General features: G+C 62.0%; 15 protein-coding genes. 4 read left to right on the top strand and 11 right to left on the bottom strand.

Going from position 1 to position 16,012, the window contains the following annotated elements:
* Positions 1-7: 7 nt before the first annotated feature.
* Positions 8-1,294: an MFS transporter gene (locus RUH64_RS04520; RefSeq protein ID WP_313811642.1), complete on the bottom strand. Its 1,287-nt coding sequence runs from the start codon at positions 1,292-1,294 to the stop codon at positions 8-10.
* Between the two features lie 96 nt (positions 1,295-1,390).
* Between RUH64_RS04520 and RUH64_RS04515 the strand changes: the two genes are divergently transcribed.
* On the top strand, positions 1,391-1,987 hold the full coding sequence (locus tag RUH64_RS04515; RefSeq protein ID WP_313811641.1) for an ankyrin repeat domain-containing protein: 597 nt from the start codon (positions 1,391-1,393) through the stop codon (positions 1,985-1,987).
* Between the two features lie 101 nt (positions 1,988-2,088).
* Here the strand turns inward: RUH64_RS04515 and RUH64_RS04510 are convergent, their stop codons facing one another.
* The 8 genes from RUH64_RS04510 to RUH64_RS04475 all read right to left on the bottom strand — a co-directional run bounded on the left by RUH64_RS04510 (position 2,089) and on the right by RUH64_RS04475 (position 9,495).
* A complete protein-coding gene (locus RUH64_RS04510) occupies positions 2,089-2,853 on the bottom strand; it encodes a glucose 1-dehydrogenase (protein WP_313811640.1) in 765 nt (254 codons plus the stop codon).
* Between the two features lie 16 nt (positions 2,854-2,869).
* Entirely contained in the window at positions 2,870-3,460 is a 591-nt protein-coding gene (locus RUH64_RS04505; protein ID WP_313811638.1) for a TetR family transcriptional regulator, read from the bottom strand.
* A 147-nt stretch (positions 3,461-3,607) separates the two neighbouring features.
* Positions 3,608-4,384 carry an aspartate/glutamate racemase family protein gene (locus RUH64_RS04500; RefSeq protein WP_313811637.1) on the bottom strand — a complete coding sequence of 259 codons (777 nt, stop codon included), beginning with the start codon at positions 4,382-4,384 and terminating at the stop codon, positions 3,608-3,610.
* Between the two features lie 17 nt (positions 4,385-4,401).
* On the bottom strand, positions 4,402-5,829 hold the full coding sequence (locus RUH64_RS04495) for an amidohydrolase family protein (protein ID WP_313811635.1): 1,428 nt from the start codon (positions 5,827-5,829) through the stop codon (positions 4,402-4,404).
* Positions 5,826-6,614 (bottom strand): aspartate/glutamate racemase family protein, encoded by a 789-nt coding sequence (locus tag RUH64_RS04490; protein WP_313811633.1) that lies wholly within the window; start codon positions 6,612-6,614, stop codon positions 5,826-5,828. The genes RUH64_RS04495 and RUH64_RS04490 overlap by 4 nt, the downstream gene beginning before the upstream one ends.
* Positions 6,611-7,276: a GntR family transcriptional regulator gene (locus tag RUH64_RS04485; protein ID WP_313811631.1), complete on the bottom strand. Its 666-nt coding sequence runs from the start codon at positions 7,274-7,276 to the stop codon at positions 6,611-6,613. The genes RUH64_RS04490 and RUH64_RS04485 overlap by 4 nt, the downstream gene beginning before the upstream one ends.
* A 36-nt stretch (positions 7,277-7,312) precedes the next feature.
* Positions 7,313-8,641, bottom strand: coding sequence for an MFS transporter (locus tag RUH64_RS04480; protein ID WP_313811630.1), 1,329 nt, complete (start codon positions 8,639-8,641; stop codon positions 7,313-7,315).
* 212 nt (positions 8,642-8,853) lie between these two features.
* A complete protein-coding gene (locus tag RUH64_RS04475; RefSeq protein ID WP_313811629.1) occupies positions 8,854-9,495 on the bottom strand; it encodes a maleylpyruvate isomerase family mycothiol-dependent enzyme in 642 nt (213 codons plus the stop codon).
* 58 nt (positions 9,496-9,553) lie between these two features.
* On the opposite strand from RUH64_RS04475, the gene RUH64_RS04470 reads away from it, so the two are divergent.
* The 3 genes from RUH64_RS04470 to RUH64_RS04460 all read left to right on the top strand — a co-directional run bounded on the left by RUH64_RS04470 (position 9,554) and on the right by RUH64_RS04460 (position 12,322).
* Positions 9,554-10,015 carry a MarR family transcriptional regulator gene (locus RUH64_RS04470; protein ID WP_313811625.1) on the top strand — a complete coding sequence of 154 codons (462 nt, stop codon included), beginning with the start codon at positions 9,554-9,556 and terminating at the stop codon, positions 10,013-10,015.
* Between the two features lie 81 nt (positions 10,016-10,096).
* Positions 10,097-10,864, top strand: coding sequence for an ankyrin repeat domain-containing protein (locus RUH64_RS04465; RefSeq protein ID WP_313811623.1), 768 nt, complete (start codon positions 10,097-10,099; stop codon positions 10,862-10,864).
* Between the two features lie 357 nt (positions 10,865-11,221).
* Positions 11,222-12,322 (top strand): ScyD/ScyE family protein, encoded by a 1,101-nt coding sequence (locus tag RUH64_RS04460; RefSeq protein WP_313811621.1) that lies wholly within the window; start codon positions 11,222-11,224, stop codon positions 12,320-12,322.
* Between the two features lie 73 nt (positions 12,323-12,395).
* On the opposite strand, the gene rbfA is transcribed toward RUH64_RS04460, so the two are convergent.
* Entirely contained in the window at positions 12,396-12,836 is a 441-nt protein-coding gene (rbfA, locus tag RUH64_RS04455; RefSeq protein ID WP_313811619.1) for a 30S ribosome-binding factor RbfA, read from the bottom strand.
* Between the two features lie 100 nt (positions 12,837-12,936).
* On the bottom strand, positions 12,937-15,879 hold the full coding sequence (gene infB, locus RUH64_RS04450; protein ID WP_313811617.1) for a translation initiation factor IF-2: 2,943 nt from the start codon (positions 15,877-15,879) through the stop codon (positions 12,937-12,939).
* Positions 15,880-16,012: the final 133 nt, after the last annotated feature.

Below are 16,012 nucleotides of genomic sequence, written 5' to 3'. Positions count from 1 at the left end.
GGTACTCCTAAGGACTGACAATCTTGGTTTCGACCAGTTCGCCGCTGGTCTCCCTCCCAATCTTCGTGACAGCAGGGATCAGCATGACCAGCAGTCCCAGCACCAATATCAAGAGCACAGCGGCGATGAAGGTGGTCAGGGCAACGCCGATGCTTTCGGCGGCGAGTCCCAGCAGCAAGGTGGCGATGGGCATGATTCCAATGGCAAGTTCCTGGATTCCCATGACTCGGCCGTGCAGTTCTGGTGGGGTGACGATTAACAACAGCGTGGTCTGCAATACACCGAAGGCGGCGGAGGAAAAGCCAACCAGGCACAGGATGATGAATGCCGCGGGCACATTGGTCAGGAAGGCAAAGACCGCCCAGAGCGCGGCCCACACCATGGTTCCATAGACAAACAATGCGCCCTTGAATTTGAAGTCGCCAAGGGAAGCGATGGCAATCGAGCCAAGCAATCCGCCAATGCCGGCGGCCATGAGCAGGGCTCCAAGCCCAGCCGCATCCAAATGCAGGCGCTGCTCCGCAAAAATCGGCATAAAGCTTTGATATACCGGCCACAGCAGGGCATTGGCGCTGAAGGTCACCAGCAAAACGCCGACGGCAAGACGGTTGCGGCCAACAAGTTTCAGCCCTTCCACCATGAGCCTGAGCATCGAGCCGTGTTCTTGTCCCGAGCTTAGATTCTGATGTTTGCGCAGCGGAAGCAGCATGAGCAGTGAAAGTACATACCAGCTGGTGGAAACCCACAATGCCGCGGGTGCTCCGAGCGTGGCGATCATGATGCCGCCGATGCCCGGGCCAACCACCTGAGTCATGTTTAGTGCCAACGCGTTGAGCGCATTGGCATTTGATAACTCGCGGGCGGGTACCAACTCCGCAACGAGTGCACCGCGCGCAGGTTGAGAGGGAGATTGCGCCATGCCGATGGCAAGCCCAGCAACCACCAGACCCCAGTACTCAAGCATGCCGGTGCCCGCCAACACCGCAACCACCGAAATTGCCACAGCAGCCCACCCGCAGGCAGCCATCAGCAGGTGGACCTTATTCAGTCGGTCGGCGAAGGCACCGGCGATGGGCCCCAGAATCATGGGCGCCAATCGAGCGGCGGTAAAGAGCGCCACAAGGAACTCAGAGCCTGTCATCTCGAATGCTATCCAGCCAAGCACCAGGGTTTGGGTCCACAAACCGCTGAAGAAGAATACGTTGGAGAACCAGGCAAAACGAAAGTCTTTGCTGGTGATCACCGACGAGAAGGCAGCCCTGAAGAAGTTCCGATTCTCAGTGTTCTGCTTCATAAAAGCGGCTCAGCCTTTCGTTGCGCATCCAATACAAATACCCAATAATGGTATACCATTCGAACTAGATTTACTGAAGAGAAACGGAGTCCGGCGATGAACAGTCAGGCAACGAAGCACCTCTGGTCAGCGGTGCGCTCGAATGACCTCTCCGCACTGAAAAGCGCCATTGCCGACGGCGCCGATCTTGAGTCGCGCAACAGCCAGGGCATGACCCCGGTACTGGCTGCGACCAAAGCCAGCCACACCGATATCGCACTTGAACTGATCAACGCTGGCGCAGATGTCAACGCCAAAGACCACATCGAAGATTCCACGTACCTCTATGCAGGGGCTCGCGGAATGAAAAAAATTCTCGATGCTGCGCTGCAGGCTGGTGCCGATATCTACAGCACCAACCGCTACGGCGGCACCGCCCTCATACCAGCCAGCGAGCGTGGTCTCGTGGATACCGTACAGCGACTGCTTGATGCCGGTCTTGAGGTCAACCACATCAACAAGCTCCACTGGACGGCGCTGATCGAAGCCATCATCCTCGGCGATGGCGGCGAGCGCTATGTGCACACGGTGCAGCTCTTGCTGGAGCGTGGGGCAGACCCTCGTCTTGCCGACGGAGTAGGCCGCACCCCACGGGAGCTGGCACTGTCACACGGGCATCTTCGGCTGGTTGAAGTCCTCGACAACTTCCTTTAGGCGGAGAAGCGGTGCGAGGATGCTCGGCGACGACAAAAGCCCTTGGCGGTTCCTCCATGATGGGGAAACCGCCAAGGGCTTCGTTGTACTCGGTACGTCGGCTACTGGCCCATGACGTATTCGATGGATGGGCCTGCGGTCCAGCCGCCGTCCACTGCGATTTCTGCGCCGGTGGTGTAGCTGGCTGCGTCGGAAAGTAGATAGAGCACGGCGCCTACCAGTTCTTCAGGCTTACCTACGCGCTGGAATGGGTTGTTAGGGAAGGCGCCTTCGTCTGCCACGATGCCAGTGACTGCTGTCATTGGGGTGAGCACCATGCCTGGGTGTACGGAGTTGACGCGGATCTTCTCGCGGCCAAGTTCTACGGCTGCAACCTTGGACAGGCCGCGCACGCCCCACTTGGCTGCTCCATAGCCGCTAGTCAGTGCGAGGCCGATCAGTCCTGCTGCCGAGGAAATGTTGACGATCGATCCTCCACCGGCGCGGCGCAGCGCCGGGGCGGTGAAGTGCATACCGGTGTGCACCGAGATGAGGTTGATGTCGATGATCTTGCGGAAGGTGTCCAGCGGCTCGTCGGCGACAGGGGTTCCCGAGGCGCTGATTCCTGCGTTGTTGACAAGTCCGTCGATGCGGCCGAAGTGCTGCTCGGCGGTGGCGACGACGCTTTCCCAGTTCTTTTCATCGGTGACGTCCAGGTGCAGGAACAGTGCATTCTCACCTAGGTCTGCGGCAACTTCACTGCCTTCAGCGTCGAGCAGGTCGGCGATGACTACCTTGCCACCGGCCTTGACGATGCCGCGGGAGAACGCTTCACCCAGACCGCGGGCGCCGCCAGTGACGATGATGACCTTGTTGTTCAGTTCCATGATCTTCTCCTTGAATCTAACGATGCGCTACAGGACGCATCAATGGATGCCGGCGCAGCGCGTCGGCCACTTGGGTTGCGGCCTGTTCGGCGCTCAGCGAGTGCAATGCCATCAGGCGGATTGACTCAACTGCCAGCCGGGTCGCTGCATCGGCGGCAAGGCGCACGTCGATGTGGTCTGTTGGCAGGTTCAGCACCTGGGACATTGGTGCATATAGTGCCTGCATGGTTTCTTCATTGATGGCAAGCCACAAACGGCGGTAAATTTCGGCAACCGTGATGAGTTCCAAGAACCGCCGGTCTAGCCCTTCTTCACCGACACCGTATGAGCTGATGAACGCGGTGCGCACGATCTCCAGAAGATCTGCCGAGGACCCTTCTACGCATTGGCGCTCGACGGCTGCGACGAAGCGATGGTAGCCGTCTTCCATGATCGGGCGCAGGCAGTCGGCCTTCATTGGAAAGTACCTGAAGAAGGTGCGTTCCGAAACGCCTGCGGCGGCCACCAACTCAGTCGTGGAAGCTTCGGCCCCTACCTCGTTGAGCAGGGCCGCGCAGCTGCGGGACATCTCCAGCAGTGCTTCGTGAGTCAGTGGTTTGCGTGCCATATATTCACCATAACCTTAACGCATGTTACTGTCATTATCTGCTCGGTCACACCAGTTTTCAGGTGGGTCACATCGGCGGCCATGCCCCGGGGTTAACGCAAAGAAGCCGGCACCCGAAACTTCGGATGCCGGCCGGAAGGCTTAGTTTTATGCGTTTTGCTTGGCGCTCAGCAGCTTTCCCCAGGACGTGTCGAGCAGCTGTGCCTGGGCCAGCAGCAGCGCATGCCAAAGCGTGACCGCCACCGAATCGAGCACCGGGATGCCGAACTCTTCCTCCAGCTGGGCCACCGCTGGGGCGCCATAGAGGTTGGTGCATAGGTAGATCAATGCATCAGGCTTCTCTTCTAGGAGCCTGCGCGATGGCTCCAGCAGGTCTTCGGCGCGGACCCTGGCGAAGGATTCGTTATCGCTCAGGGACCAGTGGTGCGATCCGACGATCTGAATTCCCTGGTCTGCATAGCTGGCGGCAATCTGTTCGTTGACGTCCTGGGTATAGGGCGTCAGTAGCGCGATGTGCTTGAGCCCAAAGCGTTTGAAGGCTTCCATATAGGCCAGCGTGCTGGTGGTCGCGGGCACGCCCGTTGCCTCGGTAATCACCGTGGCGATCTGCTGGTCGTGCTCGATGCCCAGCCATGAACCGCTGGTGCCGTTCCAGGCAATGACATCGGTGTCGGCGCTGGCGAGCAGCGCCGCGGCATCGGCCATGGTCTGCGTTTCAAACTGCTTATCGCTGCCGCCGTCCAGCGCAATGCGGGTCACCGGAATGCGGGTCGAATGCATCGTGACATCCTCCCGGCCCGCCAGCATGCGGTAGCTCTGCGGCTCAAGGCAGGTATTGGACGAGGGGACGATCATGCCCAGCCGCACCGGCCGGGTTTCGCTGATCTCTCCGGGGGCGTGACTCACTACGGGGTTGGTAGTCATAGGGGTGCTCCTAGGTGCTAGCGGGCTTCAACGGGACGGGCCGCCCCGAGGGTGGGCCAGGAAAGGCTCTGGCTAAATGGCTGCTGTTCGATGAATCGGCCCACCGGTCCGGGGTCGTGGACCCCCTGCTCATCGCGCACCACCTGGCCGGCGGAGATGACCACCTGGGGCCAGCCGCGCAGCCTGTGCCCGGTGAATGGCGAGAAGTCGGTGCCCATGTGCAGCGGAACCTCGTCCACCAGGTCGGCGGCCGCCGGGTCGATGAGCACCAGGTCCGCATCGAAGCCTTCGGCGATGCTGCCCTTGCCTGCCAGCGCGTTCAGTCGTGCGCCCGAGGTGGAGAAGACATCCACAAAGCGCTCCAAACCCTCTAGGTTCTCCCCCACCATATGCGTGAAGGTGACCGGCAGGCGGGTTTCCACACCGGGCAGTCCGTGCGGCATCAGTCGCAGGTCGTCGCTGCGTTCGCGCTTCTGGTTCAGGTCGTAGCAGGAGTGGTCCGAGGCGATGGTGTCGATGCTGCCGTCGTTGAGCTTGGCACGCAGCGCCAGCATGGTCTTCTCGTCGCGCATCGGCGGGCAGCAAGCGTAGAACTCGGGCAGCGGCCCGTTGTAGACGCCGTCGTGCAGGGCCACATAATGCGGGCAGGTTTCCGAGTAGGCCTGCAGGCCGCGGGCCTTGGCATCGGAGACCAGGTCTACCGCGCCGGGGGTTGACTGGTGCACAAAATAGACCGGGGCTCCGGTGTATTCGGCCACCGCAAGCACCTCTCGGACGCTGGCCTCCTCTGCCAGTTCGGGGCGGGTGCCGGGTAGGGTCTCAATCCCGATCTGCCCGGTGGCCGCCTGCCTCTCGGTCGCGTCGACCACCAGCGCGTCGTGCTCCGCGTGCACGTAGCTTAGCCCGTCGAGCCTGGCCATCTCGCGCAGCACCTTCACGATGGTGTCCATGGATGCCATGGTGGAACCCCGGTTGGTGGTGTAGAGCTTGACCGAACGGATGCCGCGCTCGGCCAGCTGCGCAAGCTGCCCTGCGGTGCTCTCATCCCAGTCGACGACCGAGGCATGCAGTCCCACATCGCAGCGGGCCTCGGCGATCATCGCCAGCTTCGCTTCGGCGGCGGCCAGCGGGGTTTCGCCCGCATCGGCGGGGATGCCGAAGTCCATCACCGTGGTGGTGCCGCCTGCCAGCGCCGCCAAGGTGGTCACCGCGTAGTCGTCCATGGTGCGCCAGGCCCCGGTGACCTGGGCGATGTGGCAGTGTCCGTCCACGCCGCCGGGGATCAAGATTTTTCCGGAGCCGTCGATGATGCGTGCGGCGTGAGGAACCGGCTGGTCCGCATCGAGGACCTGGCTGATCACCCCATTGGCAACGACCACGTGGCCGGTGCGGCGGGAGTCTGCGTTGGCGATCAGTACCGAGGTGATGATCAGGTCGGCGCTCATGAGTGTGCTCCTGTGACTGGGGTGGCCGCCGCCGTGGTGGCGTGCTGGCGGGAAGAAATTAATGCGTCGAGCTCTGGTTCCAGGCCCTTGCGCGGTTTAACCGGCGGTGCGGTGTGCGAGCCTGCGCGGTGGGATCCGGTATCCATGGCGGCCAGCGACTGGGCAAAGCGCACCCCGGCACCGATGCCGTCGATCACCGGGACCGGGATGCATCCTGCCACGTCCCGGGCCAGTCCTGCCAGCGGCGCTCCGGCCAGGATGATGACATCGGCCCCGTCCTCGTGCACGGCCTGGTTGGCAAGCTCCACCAGCTTTTCGGAGAAGTCCTCGGCCACCGAGCCGATGGAGTTCAGCTTGTCGCGCAGGTGGTGGATGGAGGCCAGGCGCGGCAGGTAGCCGTTGTATTCAACGCAGTCGCGGTACCAGGCGGTGATCCTGTCTGAAATCGCGATGATGGAGAAGCGTTTGCCCATCAGCGCCGCGGCGGCCAGTGCAGCCTCGGTGATCCCGACGACCGGGACTCCTGAAATTTCCTTCAGCGCGGGCAGTCCCGGATCTCCGAAGGCGGCGACCACCACGGCGTCGGCGTCAGGGGTCTGCGCCATCGCCTGGGCCACCGCGGGGGCCGCGAGCAGGGATTCGAAGCGGGTTTCAATATACTCCATGCCGCTGGCGGCGGTGGCCATGACCAGCTCGGTGCCCGGGGCCATGCTCCGCTGCGCCTCGGCGGCGATCAGGGCGCTGACGTCCTGGGAGATATTGGGGTTGATCACTAGCAGTTTCACGATTTGTCCTGAGAGTAGAGTGCGTGCAGATCCGGGAACTGGGCCCGGTATTTGGCGATGTGTTCGGCCGAGGCCGCGCCCGCCGCTTCCGGGTCGCGGCTGGCGATGGCAGCCAGCAGGCCGAAGTGTTCGTCGATCAGCTCCCCCAGATCATCGACGTGCCTAAAGATCCAATGCAGCCGGCCGGTCAGTGGTTTGAGGACCTGGGAGAGCTGTTCGTTGTCCGCCAGGTCGATGACCCGGTCATGGAATTCGCTGTTGATCCGCTGCGCTGTCCCCTGTCGTCCGGCTTCCAGTTGGGAACGGGCAGCCGTCAACAGTTCGTGCAGGTTTTCAAGATCTTCGTCGCTGGCGCGTTCGGCGGCGAGCTTGCAGGCGAGCACCTCCAGCGCTGTGCGCAGATCGAAGAGGTCGCGGACGTCCTTGTCGGTGAGGGAGGAAACCATTGAACCGCGGCGGTCCTTTTCAATGACCAGCCCTTCCTGACGCAGCATGCGCAGCGCTTCACGCACCGGGAGGCGTGAGACGGTGAACTCTTCGGCCAGGGAACGTTCGATCAGCCGGGTGCCCGGCACGTAGTAGCCGTCGAAGATGCGCTGCCGGATGGTGTCGCGCACCTGTTCACGCAGGGGTTGGGGCTTGTTCAGATCCGCCACGGTCATGGTCTTTCCTTTGTCCTACTTACTTGGTTGTTTTTCTTAGATGGCCAGCCGCTTGCTGTAGTCGAGGCTGATGACGGCGATCCCCATAATCACTGCCGAGCCGACGAAGTACAGCAGAGCCCAGGTGTAGCCGCCGGTGGCGCCCACAATCAGGCCTACGATGATCGGGGTCAAGAATCCTGCGATGTTGCCCGAAAGGTTCATTGCCCCGCCCAGCACACCGGCGTTCTTGCGGCCGCCCAAGGTGGCCGGAACCGCCCAGAACAGGCCTACCCAACGCAGGAAGAACAGCACGGTGGACAGCAGCACCACTGCGGTGATCGGGTCGGCGATGATGGTCGTGCCGACCAGCCCCAGGGTGACCATCAGCGCGGAGAAGCCGAGCATGGAGCGCATGACCTTGTTGGTGCCGACGCCCTTGGCCTGCAGCTTGTCGGCCAGCATGCCTCCGAGGATTTCGCCCACGAAGCCAGCGCCGAAGATCACGAAGGTAGACCAGCCGATAGTCTTCAGGTCGAAGCCCTTGGCTTCCGAGAGGTACAGCGGGCCCCAGGTCAGCAGGCCGTAGAAGACTCCGTTGAATCCAAACCAGCCAAAGCACATGGACCAGAAGGAACGGTACTTCAGGTAGTTGCGCAGCTTGCCGGTGCCCTCTGCACCGTCGATGGCGGCGTCCTCGGCACGGTGTGCCGCCTCGATGTAGTCAGCCTCGGCGTCGTTGACCTTTGGATGGTTGCGGGGATTGTCGCGGACGAACCACCACACTGCCGCACCGAGCAGTACCGTTGCAGCGCCGGCGATGATGAAGGCCCAGCGCCAGGAGCCGGTGGAAGCGATCAGCCCGGCGATGGCGATGCCGCCCACGCCGGCACCCAGTGGTGCACCTGCGTCGAGGATCGTTGCACCGCGGCCTCGCTCATTGGCTGGCATCCACAGCGCGTTCAGCTTGCCTCCGGCTGGCATAACGCCAGCCTCGGTGACGCCGATTCCCAATCGGGCGATGAACATCGAAACGAATCCGCCGGCCAAACCCGACGCCGCGGTGGCGGCGCCCCAGCCGACACAGGAGGCGGTGAGCATTTTGCGCGGGCCGAATTTGTCGATGAGCCACCCAACCGGCACCTGCATCAACGCGTAGGTCCAGAAGAACGCGGAGAGCAGCAGCCCTACCAGTTCCGGAGGCATGTTGAACTCTTCGCGGATCAACGGCAGTGCCACGGAGATTGAACCGCGGTCCACATAATTGACCGTGACCAGGATCAACAGGAGGATAAAAAGGTGCCAACGTGTTCTCGTGGCGCGCCCGCGGCCAGGGCGCGATGCATCGGCCTCGGTGGCCGTCGCTGCACTGTTTTGCGTAGTCATGAGTGGGGTGTCCTTTTGTCGTTCAGACGATGGTGCGAGTGTTGGTCTAGACAATGCGCGCGCCGCCGAACACAACCACCTGATTAATGGGATCCCAATTCGGGATCCCAGAAATAAAGGTACGTGTGACTGCTGTCACCCAACAAGATATTGCTGGGATGAAATTTCATACCAACCACCACTCAAGAACACCCGGGCGGCGGTTGCCGCGGTTAACGCCCCGCGTAAAGCTGCCGGGCAATCTGCACGCCGGGCCCCCGAAGACTCCCCCACTCAGGCTGCCGTCCAGCGCGCAGCATCACCAGTTCAGCCAATGGACCACTAACTAAAGGCCCATGTCCCGAGCTGAATTCCCAATCGGTGGCCTCCATGCGTACGGTGCGCAGAACCTTACGAGAACCCAGCAGCACGCCGGTCTTTTCCAAGCGTTGAGCGACCTGTTCCGCCGCGGCCAGGGGCATGTCATGCCTGATGCCCAATGGTCGAACAATGTCCTGGGTATGGACCAGTGTGTCGGTTAATGTTTCAAGGACGCCCACCACCGCCGGACCGCGTCGGACCGCAACAAACTGTTGATATTGGACCAGAATCGCTTCCGCGCCAACGCTGCCACGACGCTGCCCATCGCGCAGCGTCATCCCGTTATAGCCGTAGACGAGCAGGAGGGGAAGGACCTTAACCATGGCGGCGGCGTTCAGCTGTGGAGCACTGATGACATGGGCAGCGACATCCTTGACCTTCCACCCCTTGCAGAGTGATTCATGCTCCCACAGCTCCAGAGGCAAGGAACGAAGGATCCCCTCAAGTTCTTGGCGCTGTTCGACAATAATGTCCCACATTTCCCCGGTATGCATGACCCACACTCCAAAGTAGTCAGTGACTCTGACTAAATAGTCAGCTATTCTGACTACTATGTCAAGAGAGAATGCCGAACGACTTTCATTGGGCACCCTGCTATTCATCGCCCATCGCGCGTTCGAAGAACAGATAGTCGAGAACTTGCATTTGCAAGGCTTCGATTTCACCTTGTCCCAGGGCAGACTCGCGGCGCGCATTGCCGTGAAGGGCAGCCGTTTAACCGACCTGGCCGCGTCGGCCGGCATTACCAAACAAAGTGCCGGATATCTCGTCAGCCAGCTCGAAGCATCGGGACTGGTACATCGGGCGGACAACCCCGACGATGCCCGCGCGCAACTGATCACCATCACTGAGCAGGGACGCAGAGCCCAAAGGGCAGCCCGAGAGATTGAAGCTGCCATTGAAGCACGCTGGAAGGAGCAGGTGGGTGAAGAGGCGCTGGCGGTTCTCCGCGAACAATTAGAGGTGCTTCGCCCTCTGATAGATCGCCATCAGCCTCATGGCGATCGAGACTAGCCATTTGGCCGATGCCAGCGGTCGAAGCGAGTTGAGAGCCTAGAAGGTGGAAACCCCTTCCGATAAACAGGAGTGCTCTTGATGAAAACAACGAAGCCCGGACTGACCATGTTTCTCGCAACAACGGCGTTGAGCGCCACGCTGCTCACCGGCTGCTCCCCCGCGCAAAACAGCACCGAGCCCAGCGAGTCTCCTACACCCAGCGCAGCTCAAGGCACTGCCGCTGCCAGCGCCAGCGCGTCGGCCACGCCTGACGCACAGGCCGCCACCGATGCGTTGGTGAAAGCCGTCAACAACGGCGATGTCGACGCGGCAAAAGCAGCGATCTCCGACGGTGCCGATCTGGAAGTAGAAGTCGCCCGTGGAATGACTCCGGTTCTCGCAGCAACCAAGGCGCAGGACACCGAGCTGGCCCTAGCCCTCATCGAGGCCGGAGCAGATGTGAATGCCAAGGACGACATTGAGGACTCCGCCTTCCTCTATGCCGGCGCCGAAGGCCTCAATGAGATCCTCAAGGCAACCGTCGCCGCGGGAGCTGATGTCGATGACACCAACCGCTACGGAGGTACCGCATTGATTCCTGCCGGGGAGCATGGACATGTGGAGACCATCAAAATTCTCATTGACGCCGGCGTCCCGTTGGACCACATTAATAATCCGGGGTGGACGGCGATTCATGAAGCAATTGTGCTCAATAACGGCGGTCCTCGTCAGGTCGAATCCATCAGGCTGCTCTTTGAGGCCGGTGCGGATCCAACCATTCCGGACAGCAATGGCTCGTCGCCGCGCGAGCTTGCCGAAGACCGTGGATTCACCGAAATTGTTCAGTTGCTTGACCAGTACCTGTAACCAGCCGGCGGGGGTCTAGGCCGGGGAACTGCCGCCAGGCTACCTATCTTTAGTGCCGGCGATACCTAATTCCATTGTGCGTTGCCTTGTCTGAAATCATTCGGGATAAGCTACGACTGCTCGCGATATTTGCCGGGCAGTTGGTGAGAAGCACCTGCACACCGCGGTCTTCTCGAGAACCGCATCCGCGGTGTTATGGTCACCTCGCAGGCCATCGGTTCAGCCGGCAGCCCCTCGCCTTCCACCTCGCATTCACTCGCACCTAGTCTCAGTGATCTCTGCTCGGCTTTTGGTCTCTTGGTGATACTCCTGCGCGACGTTTTTGACGCGCACTCCACTCTCATCAAGGACATGACAATGAAGTTTCGTGCACTCATTGCTGCCGCATCCGCTTCGGTCTTGGTGGCGGCGCTCGGCGCCGTCCCCACTCAGGCGGCATCCAAGAATTCGCCTGATTCCTCTGAATTCACCCACGTCACCACAGTCGCCGAAGGCCTAGCCACACCATTGAAGGTAGCTTTCGGCGCTGATTCGAGCATGCTGGTGGCAGAATCATTTGCGGGTCAGCTCACTAAAATCTCTGCCTCCGGTGAACGCAGCTCACTGTATTCGGCTGGAGGAAAGGAAATCGGCGGTGTCTCCTATGCCGGAGGCACAACCTACTTCTTTGAAAATTCTATGGGCGAAGAAGGCCAGCCAGACCCGAATGCCACCGCATTCCTCAAGTCGATTTCCCCTTCCGGCCAAGTGAGTACCGTTGCGGATCTGGCCAAGTATGAGGCGGCCACCAATGCGGATGGCTCAACCGTCTACGGGGTGCGGGATGCTGCAGACAGCTGTCTCGCCCAGGCACCCTATCTTCAGTCGCACGGCGAGCAGTTCTCTCACCCATACTCCAGCGCCCCTGTCGGTTCCAGTGTCTATGTTGGCGATGCCGGTGCCAACGTGATCCTCAAAGTGTCCGCAAACGGCAAGGTCTCATTGGTCAAAGCCCTGCCAGCTGAGCCGATCAAGATCACCGCTTCGGTACAGGAACTGGCAGCGCAGATGGGAATGGTCGTCCCAGACTGCATGCTGGGCCTGACCTACTGGGCCCAGCCAGTGCCCACCGACATCACCGTCAAGGGCCAGTGGCTCTATTACACGGTGCTGCCGGGAGTTCCGGGCGAGTCGCTGTCCATGGGCAAGGTGTACCGCGTGAATCTTGAGTCGAAGAAGACCCAGCTGGTGGCCTCGCATTTGAGCGCACCTACCGGGGTGGCGGTGGATAAGAACAACCAGGTCTACGTTACGCAGCTCTTCGGCGAGGGGGTGGCTAAGCTCTCCCATGGCAAAGCTGTCACGGTGATGCCTGCGGTGATGGCGGCCGATATCGCCATCGACGGCAACCGGGTGGCCGTCACCACCAAGGTGCTGACGGAATCGGGCGAGCTGGTTACAGCAAGGCTTGCGCGTTAGCCTCGCAGCAGCAAAAAGCCTCCGGCGCCACCGATGATTCGGTGGTGCCGGAGGTTTTAACGTGGTCCGTTGCTTAGGCTTCGGCTTCCTCGTCTTCTGCGTCCTTCTTGTAAGGATCCTCTTCGCCGGCGAAGGTCTTGCCTTCGCGCAGCGCTGCAACTTCTGCATCCTTTTCGCGGGCCTTGGCCAGCAGCTCCTCCAGGTGCGATGCACCCTCGGGAATCTCATCTGCGACGAATTCCAGGGTTGGGGTCAGACGGATGGTCAGGTTGCGGCCCAACTCCTTGCGCAGGGCACCCCCGCGCTTGACCAGCAGCTCTGCAACGTCCTTCTTGGCGTCGTCATCGCCGAAGACCGTGTAGTACACGGTGGCGTGCTGCAGGTCGTTGGTAACTCGGGCGTCGGTCACCGTCACGTTGTCGATGCGCTCGTCCTTGATGACCGTACGCAGCGACTGGGCCATGAGGACCTGCACGCGCTTGGCAAGGCGTGCGGCACGGGCTGAATCAGCCATGATTTTCTCCTTATGGTTCAAAATTCGTGGGCGCTTGACCACATACTAGCGGTCAAACGCCCACGAATCGGTGAGTCACACTGCTAATAGCTGTTGGCTATTAGGCGCGTGGCTTCTCGCGCATCTCGAAGGTCTCGATGATGTCGCCTTCCTTGATGTCGTTGAACGACCCCAGGCCGATGCCGCACTCGAAGCCTTCGCGGACCTCGGTGACATCGTCCTTCTCGCGGCGCAGCGAGTCGATCGACAGGTTGTCGGCGACCACGTTGCCATCGCGCACCAGGCGTGCCTTGGAATTGCGCTTGATGGTGCCCGAGCGGATGATCGAACCGGCGATGTTGCCCCACTTGGAGGAGCGGAACACCTGGCGGATCTCGGCGGTGCCGAGCTCCACCTCTTCGTACTCCGGCTTGAGCATGCCCTTGAGGGCTGCCTCGATGTCGTCGATGGCTGCGTAGATGACCGAGTAGAAGCGCATGTCGACGCCTTCCTTGTCGGCCAGTTCGGCAACGCGCTCGGCTGGGCGGACGTTGAAGCCAATGATGATGGCGTTGTCCACGGTAGCCAGGTTGACGTCGTTCTGGGTGATGGCACCCACGCCGCGGTGGATGACGCGCAGCTGCACGTCTTCTCCCACGTCGATCTTCATCAGCGAGTCTTCCAGTGCTTCCACAGCACCGGAGGCGTCGCCCTTGAGGATCAGGTTGAGGGTATCGATCTTGCCCTCTGCCACTGCCTTGTCGAAGTCTTCCAGGGTGATGCGCTTGCGACGCTTGGCCAGCTGGGCGTTGCGCTCAGCGGTCTCGCGCTTTTCAGCGATCTGACGTGCGGTGCGCTCGTCCTCGGTGACCAGGAAGCTGTCGCCAGCGCGAGGCACGGAGGACAGACCCAGGACCTGAACCGGGCGCGATGGCAGAGCCACGTCGAGGTTCTCGCCGTTCTCGTTGAACATTGCACGCACACGGCCGTGGGCGGTGCCCACCACCATGGTGTCGCCCACTGCCAGGGTGCCGGACTGAACCAGCACGGTGACAACCGAGCCGCGGCCCTTGTCCAGGTTGGCTTCGATGGCCACACCACGGGCGGACTTGTCCGGGTTTGCCTGCAGCTCCATGACGTCGGAAGTCAGCAGCACTGCGTCGAGCAGTTCTTGGATGCCCAGCTTCTGCAGTGCAGAAACCTTCACGAACATGGTGTCGCCACCGTATTCCTCAGGCACCAGACCGTATTCGGTGAGCTGGCCCATGACCTTGTCAGGGTTTGCTTCCGGCTTATCGATCTTGTTCACTGCGACGATGATCGGCACGCCGGCGGCCTGTGCATGGTTCAGCGCCTCAACGGTCTGCGGCATAACGCCGTCGTCCGCTGCGACAACCAGCACTGCAACGTCGGTGACCTCGGCACCGCGGGCACGCATGGCGGTGAACGCCTCGTGGCCCGGGGTATCGATGAAGGTCATCGCGCGGTCGCGGCCCTCGTGCTCGTGCACGATCTGGTATGCACCGATGTGCTGGGTGATGCCGCCGTGCTCGCCCTCGATGACGTTCGACTGGCGGATGGCATCCAGCAGTCGGGTCTTACCGTGGTCGACGTGGCCCATGATCGTGATCACCGGTGCGCGCTCTTCGAGCTCGTCTTCGCCTTCAGCCTCAAGTTCGGCGTCCAGGTCAAGGCCGAAGCCTTCGAGCAGCTCGCGGTCTTCATCCTCTGGGGAGACGACTGCTACCTTGTAGCCCAGCTCTTCGCCGAGGACCTCGAAGGTTGCCTCATCCAGCGACTGGGTTGCGGTAGCCATTTCACCGAGGTGGAACAGTACGGTCACCAGTGCTGCCGGGTTTGCGCCGATCTTGTCTGCGAAATCGGTGATCGACGCGCCGCGGCGCAGACGGATCTCGGTGTCACCGGTGCCGCGTGGAACATTCACGCCGCCCAACGACGGAGCGCTCATCTGCTCCAATTCCTGGCGCTTTGCGCGCTTGGACTTGCGCTGCTTGCCGCGACCGGCGCCTCCCTTGCCGAAAGCACCGCCGACGCCGCCGCGTCCGCGTGGTGCACCCGGACGGAAGCCGCCACCGGTACCGCCGCCGCTGCCGCCGCCTGGACGACCACGGCCGCCAGCGCCGCCGCCTGGACGTCCGCCGCCTGCTGGGGCTGGACGTTCGGTGCGGTTAGGCATCATGCGTGGGGTGGCAGTGGTGCCGCCCGGACGTGGACCTGCTGCACCGGCTGGACGTGGACCGCCCTGACCGGCTGGACGTGGGCCGCCCTGGCCTGCTGGGCGTGGGCCGCCGGCACCAGCTGGGCGTGGACCGCCCTGACCGGCTGGACGTGGACCGCGCTGGCCGTCACGTGGTGGGCGTGGACCGCCCTGACCCTGACCGCCCGGACGTGGACCGCGCGCACCGTCGCGTGGTGGGCGTGGACCGCCCTGGCCGCCTTCGGAGCGCATGCCCTGCTGGGAGCTGAATGGGTTGTTGCCTGGGCGTGGACCGCCTGGACGTGGAGCACCCGGACGAGGTGCGCGAGCACCGTCGCGGTTGCCGCCACGGCGTTCTCCAGCATCAGCCGAGCGCATACCCTGCTGGGAGCTGAATGGGTTGTTGCCCGGACGCGGGGTACCTGGCTTTGGTGCGCCTGGGCGTGCTGCCGCAGGCTTTGGAGCACCCGGTACCGGAGCGCCTGGAGTTGCCTTTGGCGCTGCCGGAGCAGCGGCCGCAGGCTTCGCTGGTGCAGGTGCCGCTGCAGCAGGCTTGGCTGCCGGGCGTGGACCTGGGGCTGCAGCTGCCGGCTTTGCGCCGCCTGGCTTCGGGGCGGCTGGACGGCCGGCACCCGGGGTGGCTGCTGCTGGCTTTGGAGCGGCGGCAGGCTTGGCTGCGCCGGCGTTGGAACCTGGGAATGCGTCGCGCAGCTTGCGCGCTACCGGAGGCTCAACGGTGGAGGACGCCGAGCGAACGAACTCGCCCATGTCCTGCAATTTGGTTAGTGCTTCTTTCGAAGTGATTCCGAGCTCTTTGGCGAGCTCGTGAACGCGGGGTTTAGCCACATCTCTCCTGTTTTGATGTGATCTGCATAAACCCTGCGGTCAAAAAGACTGCGGAGCTCTGGCAGATCAGCTATGTATTTCGTGAAATTCTTCCGCCGCACGGTGGATCACGCAGAACTGATTGTTCATCGGT

The organism is Glutamicibacter sp. (genome assembly GCF_032154645.1).
In the GTDB taxonomy this organism is placed as follows: domain Bacteria; phylum Actinomycetota; class Actinomycetes; order Actinomycetales; family Micrococcaceae; genus Glutamicibacter.
The sequence above is the reverse complement of the archived record's forward strand: the minus strand, read 5'-3'. Positions and strand labels throughout refer to the sequence as shown.